The following is a 17,374-nucleotide window of genomic DNA, read 5'->3' on the forward strand; positions in this document are numbered from 1 at the left end:
CTAGGAGTGGATATGCGAATCGGAATCATCGGTGCCGGGGCGATGGCGCGAGCGCTCGGCGGTGGATGGGTCGCGGCGGGTCACGAGGTCCGCATCGGTGCCAGGTCCTCGGCCGCGGCCGACGAGCTGGCAGCCGCGATCGGGGCGCAGGCCGGAAATATTCGCGAGGCCGCGGAGTTCGGCGAGGTGGTGCTGCTTGCGCTGCCGGTGGACGCGTTGGACGAGGTGTTGCGGACGGTCGACGGGCTGCTCGACGGGCGGACCGTGGTCGACTGCACCAATGCTTACGAGCCGGACGCGGCCGCGCCCGAGGGTGCGACGGCGTTCGTGCTGTCGGAAGAGGCTGTCGCCGAACGCATCGCGGCGGCGGCGCCGGGGGCACATGTGGTGAAGGCGTTCAACCTGTGTGCGGCCGAGGTGTGGGAATCGGATGCTCGCGTGTTCGAGCAGCGCAGGCTGGGGGTGCCGCTGTGCGGCGACGATCCGGACGCACTGGCACGGGTCGCAGCCCTCGTCGAAGATCTGAAGCTGCAACCGGTTTCGGCGGGCGGACTGCATCGCGCCAAGTATCTGGAGGCCGTGTCGGTGTTCACCGTCGGGCTCTGGTTCGCGGGCGAGGACGCGCGCGCCATCTTCCCGCCGCTGGAGGCGGCGTTCGCCGTGGTGGACCAGTAACCGGTGCACCGGCCTGAGCGCGCGCTATTCGCTCATACCCCGCGGGATGGAGCTTTGATGGGCGATAAGTGCACGCTCAGACCGGGTTACGGTTTACCAGCCCGGGTTTCCGCGTACCGGGATATTCACGAAACTTGGCTGGTTCTGGTCCAGCAGCAGGTGCTGCGGGCGCAGACCGCTCTCCACCAGCAGCGGGGTCGGCGGCAGACCCTTCGGGAAGTTGCCCGCGTAGACGTCGACGCGCAGCCGGTGGCCCGGCTTCAGCACCGCCTCGATGCCGGGCACCGAAATGTCCAGGGCCGTCAGTTGTCCCGGCACCGTCGGCTGCCTGCTGTCCAGTGACAGGTCGGGCACCGGGTCGGTGTAGTCGCCGTTCGGCAGGCGGGTGCTGCGGGCCTCGTCGATGGCGCGCAGCGAGGCGACCAGCTGACCCGAGGACAGCACGGTCGACTGTCCGTCGGGCGCAACGTCGTTCACCGTGGCGACCCAGTAGCCGTCGGTGGCGTCCTGAATCGTGTTGAGCCGCACCGCGATCGGGCCGGAGATAGTGGTCGGCTCGGCGACCGGCGCACTGGTGAAGGTGAGCCCGTTGAGTTCCTGGATCCGCGAATCCATCCCGCAGGCGTTGATGATCGAGAGCACGCCGATGGTCTGCTGGGCCGCGTCACGCGAGCACAGGCCGGTGAGGCCAGGCGCGACGGTGAGCCGGTCCACGCTCGGACTCGGCGCGGCGAACAGCGAGCCGTCGTGCACGCTGGTCGCGGTCCCGCTCGGCACGGCGGACAGGTACATCCGGCGATGCTCGGCGCCCGGCTGCGGGAACGAGGGCGCGGTGATCCAGCCGCCGCCCTGCTGCCGGACCGTCACCGGGCCGTATTCATCGATGCCGTTGTCGATGCCCTTGAGCCACTTGTCGAACCAGGCGCGCTGCAGCACATCCATCCGCGGCGGCAGGCCGGGACGACCGGACTCGTTGCCGTTGCTGATGTGGTAGCCGTCGCCCACGAACAGCTGCTTCTGCCCGGGCGGCAACGGAATCCGCCGGTATACGTCGGCCTGCGAATTGACGAACACGTCGTGCCAGCCGCCGGTCACGAAGGTGGGCACGGTGATTCGGCTCGGATCGGTCTCCCAGGCCTGCCGGAACGAGCTGTCGGAGTGCAGCACCTCCTGCACCTTGGGGCTGAGCTGATTGATATCCGGCGTGATCAGCACGTTCACCAGCGCGTCGACGAAGGTGAACGGATCGGCCAGCCGATCCATCAGCCACTTCATGTCGAACTGGCCGCGCAACACCGACGCCAGGTCGGGCACCAGCTTGCCGCCGTTGACCGCGGCGAGCCACGCGGGCATGAAGGTGACGCCGAGGCTGCCGCCGGGGGCGACCAAGTCCCGGAACGGATTCCGGCTCGGCACCACCGGGAAGATCGCCTTCAGCGCGGGTGGGTTCTTCGCGGCCACCTGCAGTTGGTTCAGCCCCGAGTAGGAGACGCCGTTCATGCCGATGTCGCCGGTGGACCACGGCTGCCGCGCCGCCCAGTCGATCACCTCGACGGTGTCCTGCTGTTCCCGGTAGCGCAGCAGGTCCCAGATCCCTTGCGAGAAGCCGGTTCCCCGGACGTCGACGACGACCTGGGTGTATCCACTCTTGATCAGCTGCCGGTCCACGGTGAAGTTGCGCAGCAGCCCGCCGCCGAGCGCTTTGGTGAGATCGGTGATGCCGGAGAACGGCGTGCCGGACAGGTCGACGTCGCGGGCCACCTGCAGCACCGCGTCCGACAGCCACGGGATCGAGATCATGCTGTCCGCGATCATCGAGCCGAGCTTGGTGTAGGGCGTCATGTTGACGACGGTCGGCGTCGGCGTCGAAATCGGTTGTCCCGCCGCGTCGGCCGGGTGGTAGACGTTCCCTTTGAGCACGGCGCCGTCGCTCATGGTGATCGGTACGTCCCATTCGATGAAGACGTTCGGGTACTGCTGCGGGCCGTCCTCGGTCGCGGCCCACGCCGCACCAGCCAGGCCGCCGTCCGGGCCGACGGGGCTTGCCGCCGCAGAGGGCGAAAGGAAGGGGGCCAAGGCCACCGCCGCGACAACCAAGGCCGCGGTGCGGAGCGCATACCTCATTGAATCCACTCTCTTAGGGGAACGGTTGCTCTCTAACAAAGGGGAGGGAAGCAGAGATCCGCTGGTCTGCGCTGGAAAATCGCGAAAGTTCGTGCATGCTCACAAGCTCTCGCTCGCGAAATCAGCGGTATGCCGAAAACGCGAAAGGGCGCCTTCGCTCGAAATCATTCGAAACGAAGACGCCCTTGCGAGATATTCAGGCCGGCATCACCAACCGGGGTTTCCCCGCACTGGCACATTCACGAAACTCGGCCTATTCGGATCCAGCTGCACATGCTGCGCCTTCAGCCCGGTATCGAGCAGCATCGGCAGAATCGGCAGCCCCTTCGGGAAATTGCCCGCGTAGACATCGACGCGCAGCCGATGCCCCGGCTTCAGCAGCGCCTCGGTGGCGGGCATGGTGATATCCAGCGTCGTCGCCTCACCGGGCACCGTCGGCTGCCGGTGCTCCAGCGAGGTGAACGGCCGCGGATCGGTGTAGTCGCCGTTGGCCGACTTGCTGCTGTTGGCCTCGTCGATCTCACGCAGCGACGCCATGATCTGCCCGGAGGACAACACGGTGGACTGGCCGTCGGGCGCGACATCGTTGACGGTGACCACCCAGTAACCGTCGGCGGCGTCCTGAACGGTGTTGAGCCGCACCGCGATCCGCCCGGACACCGAGGTCGGCTCGGCGACCGGCGCACTGGTGAAGGTGAGCCCGTTGGTCTCCTGGATCCTGGAGTCCTTGGCGCAGCCGTCGATGATCGACAGGATGCCCGCGCTGCCCTGTGCCGCGTCGTTGGAGCACAGGCTGGTCAGGCCGGGCGCGATGGACAACCGCGCGGTGTCGCCGTTGGCGGCGGCGGTGAGCGATCCGTCGTAGACGCTGTTCGCGGTGCCACTCGGGTTGGCGGACAGGTACATCCGCCGATGCGTCGCGGACTGCGCATCGGCGGTCACGCTCGGGTCGGCGAACGAGCCGGTGGTGATCCAGCCACCGCCCTGCTGGCGCAACGTGATCGGGCCGTAGCCGTCGATGCCGTTGTCGATGCCCTTGAGCCACTTGTCGAACCACGCGCGCTGCAACACATCCAGCCGCGGCGGCAGGCCCGGCTTGGCGTACTCGTTGCCGGAATTGACGTGGTAGGTGTTGCCCATCAGCAGCTGCTTCTGCCCGGCGGGCAGCGGAATCTCGTTGTAGATCTTCGATTCCGAGTAGGTGAACAGATCGTGCCAGCCACCGGTGACGAAGGTCGGCACCTGGATCTTGGACGGATCGCTGAGCCAGCCGTCGCGCGGGCGGGAGCTGCCGGTGAGCAGTTCCTTCGCGCGCGGATCGAGATCCTCGACGCGCGCGGTGGTGTAGACGTTGAGCAGGACATCCATGAAGGTCAACGGATCTCGCGCGCGATCGGCCAGCCATCGGGTGTCGAACTGACCGTTGAGCACCGACGCCAGATCGGGCACGAGCTTGAGGCCGTTGATCGCGGTCAGCCACAGCGGGATGAAGTTGAAGCCGAAGCCGCCGCCGGGGGCCAGCACGTCGTTCATCAGGTCGCTGCCGGGCACCACGGGGAAGATCGCCTTCAGCGCGGGCGGGTTCTGCTGCGCGGCCTGCACCTGGTTGATGCCGGAGTAGGAGATGCCGTTCATGCCGATGCGGCCGTTGGACCAGGGCTGGCGCGCGGCCCAGTCGATCACCTCGACGGTGTCCTGCTGTTCGCGCTGGCGCAGCATGTCCCAGGTGCCCTGGGAGAAGCCGGTCCCGCGCACGTCGACGACGACCTGCGAGTAGCCGCTCTTGATGAGCTGACGGTCGACGGTGAAGTTGCGCAGCTCGCCGCCGCCGAAGGCCTTGGTCAGGTCGGTGACGCCGGAGAGCGGGGTGCCGCTCATATCGATCTCGCGGAACAGCCCGAGCAGCGCGTCGGACAGGCCGGGAATGGACTGCGCGTGGTCGGCCAGGTTCGACACCAGCTTGGTGTAGGGCGTCAGGTTGACCACCGTGGGCGTCGGCGTATCGATCGGCCGGCTGGCCGCGTCCGCGGGGCGATAGACATTGCCCTTCAAGACCGTTCCGTCGCTCATCGTGATGGGGACGTCCCACTCGATGTGGATGTTCGGATACTGCTGCGGACCGTCCTGGGTCGCCTGCCAAGCCGCGCCCGCGGCTCCGCCGTCGGGACCGGTCGGGGCCGGCGCGGCGGAAGCGCCGCTGGTGAGAAACGGGACGAGCATCGCGGCGGCAACTGCCGCGACTGTGAACCGCAACGCGTGCTTCATCAGGAGTGATCTACCTCTCGGGCTGGTCGAACGACCAAAGTGTACATACCTACTTGTCGGTAATGACAAGGGGTAACACGTATCGATTCCGAATAGAGGTTCACATACAGCAACTCCGATGACAATACCTCGCCTAAAGAGCTGATAGAGCGCGTTTTGCCAGCAAACAACATCGAGAACCGACGCTTACTGTGCACTCACCCGAACTCGCCATTCACCACTGGCACTCAGCGCATCGGTGTGGCGAGGAACACCCCTGACCAGCGCAGATGCCGCTCGGATGCCGACTCCTCAGCAACTAACCAGCACGATCACGGGCCCTGTTCGATGCCCGGAAACGGCAAACGCGCCGCCCCCGATTCGGGATGCGGCGCGTTGCTGAGCCGGGAAAGAAGGTTACTTACCGCCCTGGTTGGCGACGGCGGCAGCGCCCGCGGCGGCCGCTTCCGGGTCCAGGTACTCACGGGGGCGCACCGGGCGAAGGTTGTCGTCCAGTTCGTAGCGCAGCGGGATGCCGGTGGGGATGTTCAGGCCGGCGATGTCCTCGTCGGAGATCTGATCGAGGTGCTTGACCAGGGCGCGCAGCGAGTTGCCGTGCGCGGCGATCAGGACGGTCTTGCCGGTGCGCAGGTCCTTGGAGATGGTGTCCTCCCAGTACGGGACCATCCGGCGCACCACGTCGAGCAGGCATTCGGTCTTCGGGACGTCGATGTCGGCGTAGCGGGCGTCGCCCTCCTGGCTGTACTCGTCGTCCGGGTCGATCGGCGGCGGCGGGGTGTCGTAGCTGCGGCGCCACAGCATGAACTGCTCGTCGCCGTACTCCGCCTTGACCTGCGCCTTGTTCTTGCCTTGCAGCGCACCGTAGTGCCGCTCGTTGAGGCGCCAGTCCCGGATCACCGGGATCCAGTGCCGGTCGGCGGCGTCCAGCGCGATGTTCGCGGTGCTGATCGCGCGGCGCAGCAGCGAGGTGTAGACGACATCGGGCAGGATGCCGTGCTCGGCCAGCAGCTCCCCCGCCCGCTTGCCCTCGGCGATGCCCTTGTCGGTCAGGTGCACGTCCACCCAGCCGGTGAACAGGTTCAGGGCGTTCCATTCGCTCTCGCCGTGGCGCAGCAGCACGAGGGTGTACGTCATGCGGCCATCTTTCCATGTGCGGAAATTGCCGTCACATCGTTCCCCAGCGGCCCGCGGTCACCGGCTGGGCCAGGTCCCACGGGTTTCCTGCGGTCAGCCGAGGTCGTCGGTGCCCGCGTCGCCCGTCGCCAGCACACCCGCGCCGACCAGGGTGGCGCCGTTGGTGATCTCGGACAGCACCACGCTGATGCCGCGCAGGAAGTCCAGGCGCGCGTGCACGGCCAGCGCCGCACGCATCGGATCCCACAGCGGCGCACCGGATTGCGCGAAGCCGCCGCCGATCACCACGCGGTCGACGTCGAGCAGCGCCGCCGCCGAGGCGATCGCCTGACCGAGCGCGGTGCCCGCCCGGTGCAGCGCCGCGAGGGCAATCTCGTTGCCGCTGTGCGCGTCCTCGGCGAGTTGCACGCCGGTGCTGCCCTGCCAGCCCTGCGCGACCGCCCAGCGCACCGAGGACATGCCGCTGGCGACCGCCTCGACACAGCCGACGCCACCGCACAGGCAGGGCACATCCCAGCCGGGCACCACGATGTGGCCGATGTGGCCGGCGTTGCCGGTGCGCCCGAGGACCACCCGGCCGTCCGCGATGAGCCCGCCGCCGATCCCCGAGGAGACCGTCAGCGCCAACCCGTTCGGCACCCCGCGCAGCGCGCCGACGTGATGCTCGGCCAGTGCCAGGCAGGCGCCGTCGATGGCGAATCTGATTGCCGCCGTAGGGAACAGCTCCTGCACCGCGGCGACGATCGCGAAGCCCGATTTCCATTCGGGGATGTTCAGCGGGGCGGTGACGCCGGTGCGCACGTCGACCGGGCCTGCCGAGCCGATGCCAACGGCGGTGATCGTCGCGTCGCCGGCCACCGCGCGCAGCAGGTCGCGACAGGCGGCCCAGACGTCTTCCGGCGGCACATTCACCCGGCGCACGTCGCGCACTTCCTTGCCGGTGTGCACCACACCGGCCGCGAACTTCGTCGCGCCGATATCGAGTGCGAGAACTGTCATCGCGATTTATCGGCGGTGTCTACCAAGTGTTCGAAGGCGCGCAGGTTTTTCAGCGATTCCCCGCGCGAGACCCGCCACTTCCATTCCTTGCGAATGGAAGTGGCGAAACCGAGTTCGAGCAGCACGTTGAAATCGGCGTCGACCGCCTCCAGGATCTGGCCGAAAACGCGGTCGAGTTCGTCGGCGGTGACGGCGTGCGCGGAGATCTGACCGACCAGATAGATGTCGCCGACCCGGTCCAAGGTGTAGGCCACGCAGTAGAGCCTGCGATTGCGGCGCAGCAGGAATTTGTAGACGCCCTCGAAGTTCTCGTCCGGCTTGCGGCAGACGAACGACTCGATCCGCACCCCGTGCTTGCCGACGGTGAGCATCACCGAGGTCTTGAGCTTGCGCTCACCGGGCAGGATGACGACGAACGTCTCCTCGCCGGAGCGGGTGTATTCGATCTCCCGGTCGCGCAGCGTCTCCTCGATCAGCTGAGCGGTTGCCTGCACCTCGTTCACCGGCGTGCTCCCATCCGGCGCCGCCACAGCGCCCGCGACCTGGCCTGATTCGGTTCCAGGTTAGTGCGTTCACCGGGTACCCACTCGCGCACGTCGGCACGCAGCGCGTTGCTGTCCCCGGCGATCCGGCCCGCGCCGAGGCCGGCCCGCTCGGCCCGGAAATCGGTCAGCGCGGCGGAGTAGCTGTCGAGCAGTCCATCGGCGGTGTGTTCCCAGGAGAAGTTGGCGGCATGCTCGACCGCGCGCCCGCTCATCCGGCGCAGGCGTTCGGGGTCGTCGAGCAGATAGCTCAGGGCACCCGCCCAATCCGGCGTCCGGTGGCCGGGCACCAGCAGGCCGCTTTCGCCGTGCCGGACGGCGGTGCCCAGCCCGCCGACGTCGGCCGCGAGCACCGGGGTGCCGCTGGCCTGGGCCTCGATGGCAACCAGGCCGAAGGATTCGTTGTAACTCGGGACCGCGACCAGATCGGCGGCGCGGTAGACGAGCACCAGCCGGTCCGGCGGCTGCGGCGGCAGGAAGGTGACACGGTCGGCGATGCCGAGCGCGGCGGCGAGTTCGATCAACGCGTCCGGCCGGTCCAGGCCGGTGCCGGACGGTCCGCCGACGATCAGGACGCGCAACTTATGGGTGGGATCGGTGCGCAGCACCTCGGCCGCGGCGCGCACCAGCACATCCGGTGCCTTCAACGGCTGGATGCGCCCGACGAACGCGACCACCTGCTCGTCCATGGCCAAGCCGAGGGCCGCACGGGCCCCGGCCTTGTCGCCCGGCTGATACCGGGTCAGGTCGGCGCCCGGCGGCACCACGTCGATGCGCTCGGGCTGCGCGCCGTACAGCTCGACGAGCTGGCGGGCCTCGTCCGCGGTATTGGCGACCAGCCGATCCGCCTCGGCGATCACCTGCTTCTCGCCGATCTCGCGAGTCAGCGGCTCCGGACAGTCACCGTCGGCGAGCGCGGCGTTCTTGACCGCGGCCAGCGTGTGCGCGGTGTGCACCAGCGGCACCCGCCAGCGGTCCCTGGCCAGCCAGCCGACCTGGCCGGACAGCCAGTAGTGCGAGTGCACCAGGTCGTAGTAGCCCGGCAGATGGCGCGCCTCTTGGCGCAGCACTTCCGCGGTGAACGGGCAGAGCTGGGTGGGTAGATCGTGTTTGTCGAGGCCTTCGAAGGGGCCGGCCACCACGTTGCGCACCAGCACGCCGGGGCCCGCTTCTTGCACGGGCGGCAGATTGGACGAGGTGGCCCGGGTGAAGATCTCCACCTCGGTGCCGCGTCGGGCCAGCTGCAGGGCGGTTTGCAGCACGTAGACGTTCATGCCGCCCGCATCGCCGGTGCCCGGTTGAGCCAGTGGTGAGGTGTGCACCGATAGCACGGCGACACGGTTCGGCCGTAGGTCCGGGCGTTGACTCACACTATCCATAGTGCACGTTGCATTCCCGGCCTCCATGCCGTCACGCCGCCAAGTGAGAGCTATCACAGACGATTGGTGAACTCACTCACAACTGGGCGGCGACGCCACCTGGGACGACTCGGATTTCCCCAGTCCGGTTCGACCGATTCACAAGCTGTCGGCGAACATGCTGATCTCGCCTACGAAGCGGGCCGGGTCCTCGATGAACAGCCCGTGCTGGGCCCCTTCCCAGAACGAGGCGCGCGCGTCGGGCACCGCCTCGAAGACGTAGCGGCCGTTCTCGATCGGGACCACCGGGTCGGCGGTGCCGTGCAGCACCAAGACCGGAATATCCAGTGCGCGAAGGGTTTCGGTGTTGTCGACGGTGCGGTAGAACAGCGCCTTGCGTACCGCGGGCGCGGTGGCGAGGCTGGTGCCGAACAGGCGTTGGGCGTCGGCGCCCTTATCCGCGCCGGGGCCGGTGTTGGCATTGCCGAAGGCCCCGAACGCGCGCACCGCGCGACCCGCGCTCTCCTCGAAGACACCCGGCATCGCGGCCTGCATCGCGGCGCCGCTCGCCGCGCCGGGCACGCCGCGCCCGATATTGGCCTGCGAACCGGTGAACACAGCGCCCGCGATCGCACCGGTGCCGTAGGCGGTCAGGTAGTCGCTGAGCACGATGCCGCCGTAGGACCAGCCGAGCAAGATCGCGCCGGACTCGATGCCCTCCCCCGCCAGTACGGCCGCGACGTCGGCCGCCCAGTTCTTCGGATCGTCGTAGCCCGTGGCAGGCGCGTCGGAGTAACCGTGGCCGCGCAGGTCGACCGCGATCACCCGGAAGCGGGCGGCGAGGTCGTCGGCCGCCCGGCCCCAGCAGCGCAGATTCGCCGACCACCCGTGCAACAACACCAGCGGCCGCGCGTCGGCCGGACCGCTTACGCGATAGACGATGTTGGTGCCATCCGCGCTCACCGCGTCCCGTATAGCCATGACGTCAGGCTAACGGTGATCCCCGCAACAGCGCTCCTGTCCGCAAACGGCCTGCATTTAGGATCGCAGGCATGAGCACTCGCACCGCTGTCGTCACCGGAGCCAGCTCCGGGATCGGGGAGGCCACCGCCCGGGAGCTGGCCAAGCAGGGCTACCACGTCTATGTCGGCGCCCGCAGGCTCGATCGCCTGCAGCGCGTCGCCGACGAGATCGGCGGCACCGCACTGGAACTCGATGTGACCTCCGACGACTCGGTGCGCGCCTTCGCCGACGCGGTCGAGCGGGCCGACGTGCTGGTCAACAATGCGGGCGGCGCCAAGGGCCTGGCCACGGTCGCCGACGCCGACCTCGACGACTGGCGCTGGATGTGGGAGACCAACGTGCTCGGCACGCTGCGCGTCACAAAAGCGTTGCTGCCCAAGCTGATCGCCTCCGGCGACGGCCTCATCGTCACCATCACCTCGGTCGCCGCCTTCGTCGCCTACGACAACGGCGCAGGCTACACCTCGGCCAAGCACGCCCAGGCCGTGCTACACCGCACCCTGCGCGGGGAGCTGCTCGGCCAGCCGGTGCGGCTTACCGAAATCGCCCCCGGCGCAGTGGAAACCGAGTTCTCGCTGGTGCGTTTCGACGGCGACGAGGAACGCGCGGCGAAGGTCTACGACGGCATCGATCCACTGGTCGCGCAGGACATCGCGGAGATCGTCGGTTTCGTCGCCTCGCGGCCGCCGCATGTGAACCTCGACCAGATCATCGTCAAGCCCCGTGATCAGGCGGACGCGGGTCGCTTCGCACGCCGCAACTGAGGCGTTATAGCCGAAGAACATTACTCACCGGCGATGGCCGGTGCACCGCACAATTGCTGAGTCAACGACGGGCCTCGGCTGCCGTTAGCATCGGATGCTTCGACGTCTACCTCAGATCGGAGTTGTGCGCATGTTCAAGGGGTTCAAAGAGTTCCTGATGCGCGGGAACGTCATCGACCTCGCCGTCGCCGTCGTCATGGGTACCGCGTTCACCGCGGTGGTCACCTCGGTCACCAAAGGCGTGGTGAACCCCCTGCTCGCCGTGTTCGGCAGCCAGAACGAGCTGGGACTCGGCGTCCAGTTGATCGCGAGCAAGCCGGCGACCTTCATCCAGGTCGGCCCGATCATCACCGCGTTCATCAACTTCTTCGTGGTCGCCGCCGTGCTGTATTTCGTGCTGATGCTGCCGATGAAGACGATCAAGAACCGCTTCGGCACCACCAAGGCCGCCGAGCCGACCGAGACCGAACTGCTCATCGAGATCCGCGACCTGCTCGCCGAACGCCACGACGCCGTGCGCGCCCAGCGGGCCGCGGACCACGCGATCGAGAACGACCCCGAGCTCGATACCTCGCTGCGCCGCTAGGCCCAGATCGACCGGATCTCGTCGGCCGCGCCCTTGCCCTGCCGCAGGCCTGTGCCGAACACCGCGGTCCAGGCCGATCCGTCGTTGAGGTCCGGACCGAAGATGTCGAGCGCGACGGGGTCCGGCACGATCCGGGCGACCCGCTGCACGCTCGACGGCATCCGCGTCGCGAAGAGGTGGGCGAGCGGCTCGATGAGCACCAGCGTGGACATGCCTTCGGCCAGATCGGCATTCGAGCCGTTGCGCAGCGCGCCGTCGACGTAGCGGCGGCCGTTGATGGTGACCGGCGCGGCCATCCCCGGCATCGCGGTGCTCGCCGTGATCACCAGGTGCACGGGCACCCCCTCGGTGCCGCGCCACACCTTCGGCGCACCCGAACGAATATCGACAGTCGGGATCAACAGCCGCGGGTGCGGCCAATCCCCTTCGCCCACCATGGCTTTCAAGCCCTCGACCCGTAGCCGTTCGGGTCCGGTGGAGGCGCTCAGCGCCAGCTCGGCAACGCGCGGCCAGGCCGTCGCGGCGTCCGGGCCACTCAGCAGCTCGAGCACCTGCGCCGTCACCACGGGATCCACCTGCGGCGCTGGCCCCGCGGCGGTCGGCGGTTCCGCGTGCGCGGCAAGGTCACGACCGTCTGCCAGCAAAGCCCCGACAATGGCGCCCGCCGAGGTGCCGACCAGCAGATCGGCCTCGGCCAGCTCGATGCCGTTGCGGCGCAAGCCTTCCGCCACCCCGAGCAACCAGGCGGTGCCGACCACCCCGCCCGGACCGAGCACCACCGCACGCCCGTCGTTCACCACGTCACCTTCTCGTCGAGCACATCGATATCAACGAGGTCGAACCTACCGTGGCGGGCCCGGTGCGACCGGGGTCGCGGTGATGACCGAGGTAGAACCATCCAAGGCGGACATGGTTTTCCAGGTGGCCCAGTCGATGGTCCAGTCGTACAGATCGCCATCGGCGGCCGAGAGCGGGATGGAGGTGCCGGTGACCTCAACCGGGTCGCCGTAGAGCGCGGTCCCGAAGTAGGCCTGTGCGTCGGCGGGCGAGAGGTTGATGCAGCCGTTGGTGACGTTCGAGGAACCCTGGGCGGACAGCGATTCCGGGTTGGCGTGGATGAATTCGCCGTTGTTGGAGATGCGTACGGCCCAGCGTTCGCGAACGTTGGTGTAGAACGGCGGGTTCGACATCATGAAGTCTTCGTACTTCTCGGTGACCACGTGCAACCCGGAGCGGGTGACGTTGCGCGGCTCGTTGCCCTCGCCGTAACTGACCGCGAAATCGAAGATGGTCTGGCCGTCGCGGACCACCTGCATGCGGTGGCTCGGCGCGTTGGCCTTCACGATCTGGCTGCGCCCGATGCGGAAATCCGTTGTCAGGTCGGAGTATCCGTAGTTGCCGTCGCCGAGATCCAGGCCGTAGAGCTTGGCCGCGACGTGCACCGTGGTGCCGGGCGCCCAGTAATTCTTGGGGCGCCAATGCAATCGCGAGCCGTTGTCGTCGGGGAACCAGGCCCACGCGCCCTCGGTGGGCGGGTCGGTGGTGATGGTCATCGCCTTCTCCACCGCGGCCTTGTTCTGCACGGAAGCCTTGAACTGCAGGATGATCGGCGCGGCAATGCCGACCTCCTGGTTGTCGGCGATGTTGATGGTCGCCGGGACGGTGTTCTTGGGCGCGAGCGTGGTGAACGTGCCGTCGATCGGGATCGGCTTGCGATCGGTACCGACCGCGGTGCCGGACCAGGTGTAGGTGGCGTCGTAGCCGAGCGGCTCGGTGATGGTGTAAACGCGCTTGTCCGGGGAGAATTCACCGGCGACCTGTTTGCCGTTGGCGTTGGTCAACGCCACCTGGTCGATGGTGCCGTCGGTGACGGTGACCGAGACGGGCGCCGTCGGGTTGACCTTCGCGGCGTTGTTCTCCGGCGCCAGGGCGACCTTGGCGACGGGGCCTGCTTCGCGGGAGGAGTTGCTGTTACCGCCGCTGCCGGTGCTGCATCCGGCCACCAAGGCGACCACGACGAGCAGCACGGCCGATACCGCGGCGACCGGTCTACGGATCACTGGACGCTTGCTCACCACATCGAATTTACGCGGGCAAACTCGTTCGATTGGCTATCGAAAGGTGTGGTGTCCGTTTCACCGGCTACAACGTCACGCCGACCGTGACCGGTTCGGGCTCGAGCCGGATGCCGAATCGCTCGGCCACCCCATCGCGCACCGTCCTGGCCAATTGCACCAGATCGGCGGCGGTCGCGGCCCCGCGATTCGTCAGCGCGAGCGTGTGTTTCGTGGACAGCCGGGCGGGTGCGTCAGGGGCGGGGAAACCCTTGGCGAAACCGGCGCGTTCGATGAGCCAGCCCGCGGAGAACTTGACCCCGTCCGGCGCCGGATAGGTCGGCACCGTGACATCACCCACATGAGCAGAGATCGCGGCGCGCACCTCGGAGACGCGATCCTCGGGCACGACCGGGTTGGTGAAGAAGGAGCCTGCGCTCCAGGTGTCGTGATCGGCGGGGTCGAGGACCATGCCCTTGCCCGCGCGCAGGCGCAGCACGGCGTCGCGGACCTGGGCGGCCGGGCGGCATTCACCGTTCGCGGCGCCGAGCAGGGTCGCGAGCTCGCCGAAGCGCAGCGGCACGCTCGCACCGCTCGGGTCGAGGGCGAACTCGACCGCGAGCACCAGTGCGTCGTCGCGGTGCTTGAGCACGCTGGTGCGATAACCGAAACCGAGCTCGTCGGGCTCGACCCAGCGGATCGCGCCGCTGCGGCGGTCGAGCAGCTGCACCCGGCGCAGCAGGTTCGCCACCTCTGCGCCGTACGCGCCGACGTTCTGCACCGGCGTCGCCCCGGCCGAACCGGGGATTCCCGACAGACATTCCAGCCCGCCGAGCCCCGCGGCGACGGTCGCCGCGACGACCGCGTCCCAATTCGCGCCCGCCTCGGCCCGCACCCCCTCGGCACCGAGCTCGACGCCCTCGGTCGCCACCCGCACCACCACGCCGTCGAAGCCGTCGTCGCTGATCAGCAGGTTGGAACCGCCCGCGATGAGCAGCACCGGGATCCCCGCCGCGTCCAGCGCGCGCACCGTCGCCACCAGCGATTCGGTGCTCGCGCACTCGGCGACCGTGGCCGGACCGCCGACCCGCAGCGTGGTCAGCTCGGCAAGCGGCACCGATTCGCGGATCCGGGCGCCGGTGGCGGCCAGCACATCCGACGGCACCACACGTGAAGTTCGCACAGGCAGACGGTAGCGTGTCCGACCATGGCTACACCGCTGGCGTACACGGCCCGCTACTCGCATCCCGCTGCCGCCGTGCGCGCGGCGTTCGCGAACGACCAGTACTGGAAAGACCGCGTTGCCGAGGTCGGCGGGCCGAATGCCCGGCTCGACTCGGTGAGTGTGCAGGGCGACCAGATCCGCGTCCAGCTGGTGCAGGCCATCGCCGCCGAGCTGCTGCCCGCCGCGATCACCGCGGTCCGCCCCGGCGACCTGATCATCCCCCGCGTGGAGAACTGGACCGGCGACGCCGCCACCTTCCAGGCGACCGTCGAGGGCGCGCCCGCCGAGGTGCGCGGCACCATCACACTGCAGGAGGACGGCGCGGGCTCGACCGCGGCCGCCAAAGGCACCATCGAGGTGAAGATCCCGCTGTTCGGCGGCAAGATCGAGGCCGCGATCGCCGAGCACCTGACCGAGGTGCTGAAGAACGAGGAAGAGTTCACCAACACCTGGCTCGACGCGCACTGACACGCGGAGAATCAGCCCTTCGGAGCGGGAAGTTGTTGCGACAGCACACTTCCCGCTCACCTTTTTTGTGGACCATACCGCCGAGCGAGGCCGGGGCCGCGCCACCCAGTAACCTCTGGATCCATGGCCCGTCGATTGGATTACTCCGCGCGCTACCCGTTGCACACCACCAAGGAGCTGTACGCGGCGCTGTCGAACCGCGACTACTGGGACGCGCGGATGGCGGAGATGCGGAAGTACTCGCCGGGCAACGAAGTGGCGTACCTGGAGGCCGGTGACGGCGGCATCGACGTCGAACTGCACCACATCCTGCCGCGCGACATGCTGCCCGAGATCGCCCAGGCCGTGATGCGCAAGGACATGGTGATCACCCGCAAGGAGAGCTACGGGCCGTTCGGCGCCGAGGAGATCATCGGCAAATACTCGGCCTCGATCCCGGCCGGGCCGGGCAGCCTCGGCGGCACCATCCGCCTGTTCCCCACCGATACCGGCTGCACCATGCGCTTCTCCTCGGAGGCGAAGGTGTTCATCCCGATGGTCGGGCCCCGGCTCGAGCAGCTGATGCTGGTGAACCTGATCGACCTGTTCCGGGCCGAGGCCGAGTTCACCGTGCAGTGGCTCGACGACCACCACCCGACCCGCTGACCAAACCCTTAGGCTCCATCACCCGCGGCACCACCGGCGTCAACCGGCTACGCCGCAGCGATCGCTGGTTGACCCACGACGAATCGGTGGTGGCGCGGCTGCGCGCGGCAACCGATCCACTGGTCGTCGATCTCGGTTACGGGGCCAGCCCGTGGACCACGCTGGAACTGGCGGCACGGCTGCGCACCGTGCGGCCGGAGGTCCGGGTCGTCGGCCTCGAGATCGATCCGGCACGGGTGGTGCCCGGTCGCGACGGTGTCACCTTCGCCCGCGGTGGGTTCGAATTGGCCGGACTGCGACCGGTTCTGGTGCGCGCGTTCAACGTGCTGCGGCAATACCCGGAATCGGCGGTGCCCGAAGCCTGGTCGACCATCCTGTCCGGTCTCGCCCCCGGCGGCCTGCTGATCGACGGCACCTGCGACGAACTGGGCCGCCGCTGCGCCTGGGTGCTGCTGGACGGCACCGGCCCGCAATCGCTCACCCTCGCCTGGGATCCGTTCACCGTCGCCCAGCCCTCCGATATCGCCGAGCGGCTGCCGAAAGCCTTGATCCACCGCAATGTTCCCGGCGAGCGAATCCACACCCTGCTCACCGCCGCCGACCGGGCCTGGGCCCGCGCGGCACCCCTGGCCCCGTTCGGCCCCCGCATCCGCTGGCGTGCTGCCGCCGAATCGCTACGGCAGGAAGGGTTTCCACTGCGCACCTACCGTCGCCGCATGCGCGACTGCGTGCTTTCGGTGCCGTGGGATACCGTCGCGCCGAAACTCGAACCGCCACGGGCGCTCTGAGACTCGCACAACAACCATGACCGGTGCCTGTTCTGACTTACGGTGCGTCGCTGACATTTTCGTGCATCGGTCAGGCGCACTTCCGCGCGTCGATTATGCGCTTGCCAGGGCTCGGTAGACCCTGGCTGCCGCGCGTGGGGTCAGACCCGCACCGGCCGTGCGGATTTCGTCGCTCGCGCAGCGGTTGATGGCGACCGCGTCGGCGACCACCTCGTCGAGTGCGGACTGGCCGATATCCGCCTCGGCGAGATCGAGCACCGTGCGCAGCGGTGTTGTCACCAAGAACGGGCCCGCCGACTCGATTTCGGTGCCGATCAGTGAGCGGCGCAGCACCACCAGTCGCGGGGTCACCGGCGGGCGGCCCGAACCCACCGAGAGGTGCAGGAACCGCGGGCGTAGCCGGCCGATGCCGTGCAGTTCGGCCGCGCTGTGATGGGAGACCGCGGCGGCACCGTCGAACCAGGCGGCCCACATGGCGTATTCGTCGAGCGGACCAGCAGGCCATTCGGATAGTCGGAGCAACCCGACCCCCGCCCTGGTCACCGACCCGTCGCCGAGCGCGATCCGGACCCGCGCCTCACACCGGGTGCGCACCACCTGGCGGGTGGTGAAGAAACCCGCGTGGCGACCGGCCAATCGCCGGAGCACACGCCAGCCGTGTTCCGCGGAACCGAGGGCCCGGCCCGCCGCCTCGCCAGCCATGTGCCTAAGGCTACGCTCGAAT

Annotated in this window: 17 protein-coding genes; 6 read left to right on the forward strand and 11 right to left on the reverse strand. The window is 68.4% G+C overall.

Annotation, left to right across the window (positions count from 1 at the left end; genetic code table 11):
• Window positions 1–12 precede the first annotated feature (12 nt).
• Entirely contained in the window at window positions 13–675 is a 663-nt protein-coding gene (locus DMB37_RS17640) for an NADPH-dependent F420 reductase (RefSeq protein WP_135233645.1), read from the forward strand.
• A gap of 93 nt (window positions 676–768) precedes the next feature.
• On the opposite strand, the gene DMB37_RS17645 is transcribed toward DMB37_RS17640, so the two are convergent.
• The 7 genes from DMB37_RS17645 to DMB37_RS17675 form a co-directional block, all read right to left on the reverse strand.
• The gene (locus tag DMB37_RS17645; protein ID WP_135233646.1) at window positions 769–2,799 is read right to left on the reverse strand and encodes a CocE/NonD family hydrolase; all 2,031 of its coding nucleotides are present in this window, start codon (window positions 2,797–2,799) and stop codon (window positions 769–771) included.
• Between the two features lie 207 nt (window positions 2,800–3,006).
• Window positions 3,007–5,064, reverse strand: a complete 2,058-nt coding sequence (locus tag DMB37_RS17650; protein WP_135233647.1) for a CocE/NonD family hydrolase — start codon at window positions 5,062–5,064, stop codon at window positions 3,007–3,009.
• Between the two features lie 396 nt (window positions 5,065–5,460).
• Window positions 5,461–6,198 carry a phosphoglyceromutase gene (locus DMB37_RS17655; RefSeq protein WP_135233648.1) on the reverse strand — a complete coding sequence of 246 codons (738 nt, stop codon included), beginning with the start codon at window positions 6,196–6,198 and terminating at the stop codon, window positions 5,461–5,463.
• Window positions 6,199–6,291: 93 nt separating this feature from the next.
• Window positions 6,292–7,197, reverse strand: a complete 906-nt coding sequence (locus tag DMB37_RS17660; protein WP_135233649.1) for an ROK family protein — start codon at window positions 7,195–7,197, stop codon at window positions 6,292–6,294.
• The gene (locus tag DMB37_RS17665; RefSeq protein ID WP_135237638.1) at window positions 7,194–7,691 is read right to left on the reverse strand and encodes a YbjN domain-containing protein; all 498 of its coding nucleotides are present in this window, start codon (window positions 7,689–7,691) and stop codon (window positions 7,194–7,196) included. Before DMB37_RS17665 ends, DMB37_RS17660 begins: the two co-directional genes overlap by 4 nt.
• 5 nt (window positions 7,692–7,696) lie before the next feature.
• Window positions 7,697–9,118, reverse strand: a complete 1,422-nt coding sequence (gene mshA / locus DMB37_RS17670; RefSeq protein ID WP_135233650.1) for a D-inositol-3-phosphate glycosyltransferase — start codon at window positions 9,116–9,118, stop codon at window positions 7,697–7,699.
• A gap of 138 nt (window positions 9,119–9,256) precedes the next feature.
• Window positions 9,257–10,078, reverse strand: coding sequence for an alpha/beta fold hydrolase (locus DMB37_RS17675; protein ID WP_135233651.1), 822 nt, complete (start codon window positions 10,076–10,078; stop codon window positions 9,257–9,259).
• A gap of 71 nt (window positions 10,079–10,149) precedes the next feature.
• Here DMB37_RS17675 and DMB37_RS17680 point away from each other — a divergent pair, with 71 nt between their 5' ends.
• Window positions 10,150–10,884: an SDR family NAD(P)-dependent oxidoreductase gene (locus DMB37_RS17680; RefSeq protein ID WP_135233652.1), complete on the forward strand. Its 735-nt coding sequence runs from the start codon at window positions 10,150–10,152 to the stop codon at window positions 10,882–10,884.
• Window positions 10,885–11,014: 130 nt separating this feature from the next.
• Window positions 11,015–11,470, forward strand: coding sequence for a large conductance mechanosensitive channel protein MscL (mscL, locus tag DMB37_RS17685; RefSeq protein WP_135233653.1), 456 nt, complete (start codon window positions 11,015–11,017; stop codon window positions 11,468–11,470).
• Here the strand turns inward: mscL and DMB37_RS17690 are convergent.
• The 3 genes from DMB37_RS17690 to DMB37_RS17700 form a co-directional block, all read right to left on the reverse strand.
• Window positions 11,467–12,267, reverse strand: coding sequence for a patatin-like phospholipase family protein (locus DMB37_RS17690; protein ID WP_167768872.1), 801 nt, complete (start codon window positions 12,265–12,267; stop codon window positions 11,467–11,469). The genes mscL and DMB37_RS17690 overlap by 4 nt on opposite strands.
• 45 nt (window positions 12,268–12,312) lie before the next feature.
• Window positions 12,313–13,545 carry an Ig-like domain-containing protein gene (locus DMB37_RS17695; protein ID WP_240772430.1) on the reverse strand — a complete coding sequence of 411 codons (1,233 nt, stop codon included), beginning with the start codon at window positions 13,543–13,545 and terminating at the stop codon, window positions 12,313–12,315.
• Between the two features lie 67 nt (window positions 13,546–13,612).
• On the reverse strand, window positions 13,613–14,692 hold the full coding sequence (locus DMB37_RS17700; RefSeq protein ID WP_240772545.1) for a UDP-N-acetylmuramate dehydrogenase: 1,080 nt from the start codon (window positions 14,690–14,692) through the stop codon (window positions 13,613–13,615).
• Window positions 14,693–14,731: 39 nt separating this feature from the next.
• On the opposite strand from DMB37_RS17700, the gene DMB37_RS17705 reads away from it, so the two are divergent.
• From DMB37_RS17705 to DMB37_RS17715, 3 genes are all read left to right on the forward strand, one after another.
• Window positions 14,732–15,217 carry a DUF2505 domain-containing protein gene (locus DMB37_RS17705; RefSeq protein WP_135233656.1) on the forward strand — a complete coding sequence of 162 codons (486 nt, stop codon included), beginning with the start codon at window positions 14,732–14,734 and terminating at the stop codon, window positions 15,215–15,217.
• Between the two features lie 123 nt (window positions 15,218–15,340).
• Window positions 15,341–15,862 (forward strand): DUF2505 domain-containing protein, encoded by a 522-nt coding sequence (locus DMB37_RS17710; protein WP_135233657.1) that lies wholly within the window; start codon window positions 15,341–15,343, stop codon window positions 15,860–15,862.
• Window positions 15,832–16,650 carry a class I SAM-dependent methyltransferase gene (locus DMB37_RS17715; RefSeq protein WP_240772431.1) on the forward strand — a complete coding sequence of 273 codons (819 nt, stop codon included), beginning with the start codon at window positions 15,832–15,834 and terminating at the stop codon, window positions 16,648–16,650. Before DMB37_RS17710 ends, DMB37_RS17715 begins: the two co-directional genes overlap by 31 nt.
• Window positions 16,651–16,743: 93 nt before the next feature.
• Here DMB37_RS17715 and DMB37_RS17720 read toward each other — a convergent pair whose 3' ends face one another.
• The gene (locus DMB37_RS17720) at window positions 16,744–17,352 is read right to left on the reverse strand and encodes a hypothetical protein (RefSeq protein WP_135233658.1); all 609 of its coding nucleotides are present in this window, start codon (window positions 17,350–17,352) and stop codon (window positions 16,744–16,746) included.
• Between the last annotated feature and the right edge of the window lie 22 nt (window positions 17,353–17,374).

This window comes from Nocardia sp. CS682, assembly GCF_004634405.1.
Lineage (GTDB): Bacteria > Actinomycetota > Actinomycetes > Mycobacteriales > Mycobacteriaceae > Nocardia > Nocardia ninae.